We start from the raw sequence: 5840 nt of genomic DNA, 5'->3' as shown, positions 1-5840 counted from the left end.
AATCCGTCGCGCAAAGCAAAAACCCTCCAGTATTTCTACTGAAGGGTTTTCTAAATAAAAGCCTGACGATGACCTACTTTCACACTGGTTGCAGCACTATCATCGGCGCAAAGTCGTTTCACGGTCCTGTTCGGGATGGGAAGGGGTGGTACCAACTCGCTATGGTCATCAGGCATAACTTGTAAAGTTACCTGCTAAGTCGTTGAATCTGACTTGAGCAAATAACCCAATCTGGAAGAAGTAAATTTTGTATTTCTGGTTGTGATTTTCAAATCACACACGCTACTTGTAAGCCTACACCTGCTAAGGTTATAGGGACAAGCCGTACGGGCAATTAGTATCAGTTAGCTTAATGCATTACTGCACTTCCACACCTGACCTATCAACGTCCTGGTCTCGAACGACCCTTCAAAGAGCTCAAGGCTCTGGGAAATCTCATCTTAAGGCAAGTTTCCCGCTTAGATGCTTTCAGCGGTTATCTCTTCCGAACTTAGCTACCCGGCAATGCCACTGGCGTGACAACCGGTACACCAGAGGTTCGTCCACTCCGGTCCTCTCGTACTAGGAGCAGCCCCCTTCAAATTTCCAACGCCCACGGCAGATAGGGACCAAACTGTCTCACGACGTTTTAAACCCAGCTCACGTACCACTTTAAATGGCGAACAGCCATACCCTTGGGACCGGCTACAGCCCCAGGATGTGATGAGCCGACATCGAGGTGCCAAACTCCCCCGTCGATATGAACTCTTGGGAGGAATCAGCCTGTTATCCCCAGAGTACCTTTTATCCGTTGAGCGATGGCCCTTCCATACAGAACCACCGGATCACTATGTCCTACTTTCGTACCTGCTCGACTTGTCAGTCTCGCAGTTAAGCACGCTTATGCCATTGCACTATTAGCACGATGTCCGACCGTACCTAGCGTACCTTCGAACTCCTCCGTTACACTTTGGGAGGAGACCGCCCCAGTCAAACTGCCTACCATGCACTGTCCCCGATCCGGATAACGGACCAAGGTTAGAACCTCAAACAAACCAGGGTGGTATTTCAAGGTTGGCTCCACGAGAACTAGCGTCCCCGCTTCAAAGCCTCCCACCTATCCTACACAGATTGGTTCAAAGTCCAATGCAAAGCTACAGTAAAGGTTCATGGGGTCTTTCCGTCTAGCCGCGGGTAGATTGCATCATCACAAACATTTCAACTTCGCTGAGTCTCGGGAGGAGACAGTGTGGCCATCGTTACTCCATTCGTGCAGGTCGGAACTTACCCGACAAGGAATTTCGCTACCTTAGGACCGTTATAGTTACGGCCGCCGTTTACTGGGACTTCAATCAAGAGCTTGCACCCCATCATTTAATCTTCCAGCACCGGGCAGGAGTCACACCATATACGTCCACTTTCGTGTTTGCATAGTGCTGTGTTTTTATTAAACAGTCGCAGCCACCAGTTTATTGCAACCCCTTCGTCCTTCTACAGTAAAGTAGTCAAACTACAAGGGCGTACCTTATCCCGAAGTTACGGTACCAATTTGCCGAGTTCCTTCTCCCGAGTTCTCTCAAGCGCCTTAGAATACTCATCTCGCCCACCTGTGTCGGTTTGCGGTACGGTCTCGTTAGACTGAAGCTTAGAGGCTTTTCTTGGAACCACTTCCGATTGCTTCGCGAATAAATTCGCTCGTCCCATGCCCTTGAATTACGCTGCCGGATTTGCCTAACAGCCTTCTATGACACAGAAACCGGGACATCCAACACCCGGACAACCTTCCGCGATCCGTCCCCCCATCGCATCTAACGACGGTGCAGGAATATTAACCTGCTTCCCATCAGCTACGCATCTCTGCCTCGCCTTAGGGGCCGACTCACCCTGCTCCGATGAACGTTGAACAGGAAACCTTGGGCTTACGGCGTGGAGGCTTTTCACCCCCATTATCGCTACTCATGTCAGCATTCGCACTTCTGATACCTCCAGCATCCTTTACAAGACACCTTCGCAGGCTTACAGAACGCTCTCCTACCATATGCTTACGCATATCCGCAGCTTCGGTGACTGGCTTAGCCCCGTTACATCTTCCGCGCAGGACGACTCGATCAGTGAGCTATTACGCTTTCTTTAAAGGATGGCTGCTTCTAAGCCAACCTCCTGACTGTTTTAGCCTTCCCACTTCGTTTTCCACTTAGCCAATCTTTGGGACCTTAGCTGGCGGTCTGGGTTGTTTCCCTCTTGACGCCGGACGTTAGCACCCGACGTCTGTCTCCCAAGCTCGCACTCATCGGTATTCGGAGTTTGCAATGGTTTGGTAAGTCGCGATGACCCCCTAGCCATAACAGTGCTCTACCCCCGATGGTGATACTTGAGGCACTACCTAAATAGTTTTCGGAGAGAACCAGCTATTTCCAAGTTTGTTTAGCCTTTCACCCCTACCCACAGCTCATCCCCTAATTTTTCAACATTAGTGGGTTCGGTCCTCCAGTGCGTGTTACCGCACCTTCAACCTGGCCATGAGTAGATCACTTGGTTTCGGGTCTACACCCAGCGACTGGACGCCCTATTCGGACTCGATTTCTCTACGGCTTCCCTATACGGTTAACCTTGCCACTGAATGTAAGTCGCTGACCCATTATACAAAAGGTACGCAGTCACGGAACAAGTCCGCTCCTACTGTTTGTATGCACACGGTTTCAGGATCTATTTCACTCCCCTTCCGGGGTTCTTTTCGCCTTTCCCTCACGGTACTGGTTCACTATCGGTCGATATCGAGTATTTAGCCTTGGAGGATGGTCCCCCCATGTTCAGACAGGATTTCTCGTGTCCCGCCCTACTTGTTGCAAGCTTAGTTCCACACCACATATTTCGTGTAAGGGGCTATCACCCTCTATGGCTGCACTTTCCAGAGCATTCCACTATATCTGATGCTAAAACTTGCGGCTGTTCCCATTTCGCTCGCCACTACTTTGGGAATCTCGGTTGATTTCTTTTCCTGCAGCTACTTAGATGTTTCAGTTCGCCACGTTCGCTTCACACACCTATGTATTCAGTGAGTGATGACCCAGAGGGCCGGGTTTCCCCATTCGGAAATCTGCGGATCAAAGCTTGTTTGCTAGCTCCCCGCAGCTTATCGCAAGCTACTACGTCCTTCATCGCCTGATATCGCCAAGGCATCCACCATGTGCACTTATTCGCTTGTCCCTATAACGTTAGCCTCTTAATCGCTTGCGCTTTTAAAAGACGGCTATAAGGCAAACAAGTACTACGTGTTTGCTGTATTGACACTGGACTGTCGTTGCCGACAGCTGATCGTCAATACTATTTGATTTGATACAATCACAACCCATCAGCACAAACTAACAATGCTTACGCATCATTGGCTTGCACCAATAAATCTTTACTTCTTCCAAATTGTTAAAGAACAAAAACAGCCAATGATCTATCTAAAAGATCAAACCTAAATCACGTCTACACTTGCATGCAGATCAACTTAGGTTTGACATCTTGGTGGAGGTTGACGGGATCGAACCGACGACCCCCTGCTTGCAAAGCAGGTGCTCTCCCAGCTGAGCTAAACCCCCGAAACCGGTACTACGTATTTCTTGGTGGGTCTGGTTGGGCTCGAACCAACGACCCCCGCGTTATCAACACGGTGCTCTAACCAACTGAGCTACAGACCCGTTTGGATCAGTACCAACCAACACCGCACAAGCATTACTGCCTGCGCACTGCCGACATTCACTGTTCTTTTCTTACTAACAGCCAGATAAGTGTGGACGCTTAACTTTCACGCAAACTCTAGAAAGGAGGTGATCCAGCCGCACCTTCCGATACGGCTACCTTGTTACGACTTCACCCCAGTCACGAATCCCACCGTGGTAAGCGCCCTCCTTGCGGTTAGGCTACCTACTTCTGGTGAAACCCGCTCCCATGGTGTGACGGGCGGTGTGTACAAGACCCGGGAACGTATTCACCGCGACATGCTGATCCGCGATTACTAGCGATTCCAACTTCATGTAGTCGAGTTGCAGACTACAATCCGGACTACGATACACTTTCTGGGATTAGCTCCCCCTCGCGGGTTGGCGGCCCTCTGTATGTACCATTGTATGACGTGTGAAGCCCTACCCATAAGGGCCATGAGGACTTGACGTCATCCCCACCTTCCTCCGGTTTGTCACCGGCAGTCTCATTAGAGTGCCCTTTCGTAGCAACTAATGACAAGGGTTGCGCTCGTTGCGGGACTTAACCCAACATCTCACGACACGAGCTGACGACAGCCATGCAGCACCTGTGTTACGGCTCTCTTTCGAGCACCCTCTAATCTCTCAGAGGTTCCGTACATGTCAAGGGTAGGTAAGGTTTTTCGCGTTGCATCGAATTAATCCACATCATCCACCGCTTGTGCGGGTCCCCGTCAATTCCTTTGAGTTTTAATCTTGCGACCGTACTCCCCAGGCGGTCTACTTCACGCGTTAGCTGCGTTACCAAGACAATTAAGTCCCGACAACTAGTAGACATCGTTTAGGGCGTGGACTACCAGGGTATCTAATCCTGTTTGCTCCCCACGCTTTCGTGCATGAGCGTCAGTGTTATCCCAGGGGGCTGCCTTCGCCATCGGTATTCCTCCACATCTCTACGCATTTCACTGCTACACGTGGAATTCTACCCCCCTCTGACACACTCTAGCCATGCAGTCTCAAATGCCATTCCCAGGTTGAGCCCGGGGATTTCACATCTGACTTACATAACCGCCTGCGCACGCTTTACGCCCAGTAATTCCGATTAACGCTTGCACCCTACGTATTACCGCGGCTGCTGGCACGTAGTTAGCCGGTGCTTATTCTTCAGGTACCGTCATTAGCAAAGGATATTAGCCCTCACCGTTTCTTCCCTGACAAAAGAGCTTTACAACCCGAAGGCCTTCTTCACTCACGCGGCATTGCTGGATCAGGCTTGCGCCCATTGTCCAAAATTCCCCACTGCTGCCTCCCGTAGGAGTCTGGACCGTGTCTCAGTTCCAGTGTGGCTGGTCGTCCTCTCAGACCAGCTACTGATCGATGCCTTGGTAGGCCTTTACCCCACCAACTAGCTAATCAGATATCGGCCGCTCCATGAGCATGAGGTCTTGCGATCCCCCACTTTCATCCGTAGATCGTATGCGGTATTAGCGCAACTTTCGCTGCGTTATCCCCCACTCTAGGGTACGTTCCGATATATTACTCACCCGTTCGCCACTCGCCACCAGGTGCAAGCACCCGTGCTGCCGTTCGACTTGCATGTGTAAGGCATGCCGCCAGCGTTCAATCTGAGCCAGGATCAAACTCTTCAGTTCAATCTCTGTTTTTGGCATTGCTGCCAGGTTCTTTCGAACCGGTCGCTCACTCAAAATACTGACAGGTACTTTCATTTAACTGAAAGTATCTATATTTCTTTGTGAGCATTTAATGTTTAAAGTTATGACAGCGAATAAATTCACTGCCGCGCTTCCATTAAACGCCCACACTTATCGGCTGTTAATTTTTAAAGAACCTGTTCTGCTTCGCTATCAACTTGCGTCGTTTGCGTCGCTGCGAATCGTTTTGTTCGTCAGCAGCAGAGAGATGAGATTATGTGGCATGTTTCAGTTTTCGTCAACATCTTTTTAATTTATTTTTTAAAAGATTTTTTATCAAACTCTTCTAAAAACTTCTTCAAAAAGAACCGCTTCTAAACCACCGAAACGACTTCCGAAAACCACCACTTCTACACCCCCATCACAATCACTTTTCAGCTCGCTTACTTCGCGTTTCGCTGCGTGTTCTGCGACGGGAGCCGAACTATAGCAAAGCTTCTTTGAACTTGGCAAGCGCTTT

The 5840-nt window shown here is 49.8% G+C and carries 1 protein-coding gene, 2 tRNA genes and 3 rRNA genes; all 6 read right to left on the bottom strand.

Translation table 11 applies throughout. The features are described 5' to 3' along the window. Positions 1-60: 60 nt before the first annotated feature. Positions 61-173 (bottom strand): 5S ribosomal RNA (gene rrf, locus DBR37_RS16985). Positions 174-313: 140 nt separating this feature from the next. Further along, a 23S ribosomal RNA gene (locus DBR37_RS16980) occupies positions 314-3186 on the bottom strand. Between the two features lie 304 nt (positions 3187-3490). After that, a tRNA-Ala gene (locus DBR37_RS16975) sits at positions 3491-3566 on the bottom strand. Positions 3567-3588: 22 nt separating this feature from the next. After that, positions 3589-3665 (bottom strand) — tRNA-Ile (locus tag DBR37_RS16970). A 122-nt stretch (positions 3666-3787) separates the two neighbouring features. Further along, positions 3788-5320, bottom strand: a 16S ribosomal RNA gene (locus DBR37_RS16965). Together the 16S, 23S and 5S rRNA genes with 2 tRNA genes alongside form the textbook arrangement of a ribosomal RNA operon. A 336-nt stretch (positions 5321-5656) precedes the next feature. Further along, the coding region (locus DBR37_RS17335) for a hypothetical protein (protein ID WP_233588417.1) at positions 5657-5840 on the bottom strand (184 nt) is incomplete at its 5' end.

Source organism: Herminiimonas sp. KBW02 (genome assembly GCF_003852535.1).
In the GTDB taxonomy this organism is placed as follows: Bacteria; Pseudomonadota; Gammaproteobacteria; order Burkholderiales; family Burkholderiaceae_D; genus Oxalicibacterium.
Note: the sequence above shows the minus strand (reverse complement) of the source record. Positions and strands in the feature narration are given on the sequence as shown.